The organism is Aeromonas sp. S41-2, from assembly GCF_027705845.1.
In the GTDB taxonomy this organism is placed as follows: Bacteria; Pseudomonadota; Gammaproteobacteria; order Enterobacterales; family Aeromonadaceae; genus Aeromonas; species Aeromonas hydrophila.
In genome coordinates this window covers 703-1,446 of the sequence record NZ_JAPDCG010000024.1, presented here as the reverse complement: position 1 = coordinate 1,446, position 744 = coordinate 703, and the positions used below count along the sequence as shown (strand labels likewise).

The 744-nt window shown below is 53.0% G+C and carries 2 pseudogenes; both read left to right on the top strand.

Annotation, left to right across the window (positions count from 1 at the left end):
• Positions 1 to 49 precede the first annotated feature (49 nt).
• Positions 50 to 619, top strand: a pseudogene (locus tag OKC44_RS22065) (IS630-like element ISAhy2 family transposase); the annotation flags it as partial.
• Positions 620 to 622: 3 nt separating this feature from the next.
• Positions 623 to 744 (top strand): annotated as a pseudogene (locus OKC44_RS22225) (winged helix-turn-helix domain-containing protein); the annotation flags it as partial.

Sequence of the window (744 nt, the reverse complement as noted above, 5' to 3'; positions counted from 1 at the left end):
TTAGTCGCTAAACAAAACAAGCCACACCCAAAGGACTGAGTTGATGCCTATCCTACCACCTCTGCCACGACCACAACGGCGCCGCATTCACAAAATCATCCATGCCACCCGTGATAAAGGACATGCTCGTCGCTTGATGGCCATCTTGCTGTTACATGAAGGACGCACGATCACCGATGTTCATCACCTTACCGGCGCTGCGCGCTCGACCATCGGTCGTTGGCTTCGGTGGTATCGAGATGAAGGCATAGATGCGCTAGAAGCCTTACCGGCTGGCCGTGCCCCAGTCTTACCTATCGCCAAGATTGTCACCTTACTGGTGCTGCTCATGCAGTTTTCTCCGCAAGATTTTGGTTATCAGCGCAGCCGTTGGTGTACTGAACTATTGGCTATAAAAATCAATCGATTAACAGGGCTCAATGTGGCAGCCTCCACGCTCCGCCGATGGTTACCTCGTATGGGCATTGTCTGGCGCAGGCCCGTGCCGACCTTGCGGATAAAAGACCCAGCCTATCAGGAAAAAATGGCGAATATCGACGCCGCGCTGGCCCGCTGTGATGCCGATAATCCGGTGTTTTATGAGGATGAAGTCGATATAGACCTCAATCCCAAATTAGGAGTGCGCAGCCGTTGGTGTACTGAACTATTGGCTATAAAAATCAATCGGTTAACAGGGCTCAATGTGGCAGCCTCCACGCTCCGCCGATGGTTACCTCGTATGGGCATTGTCTGGCGCAGGCCCGT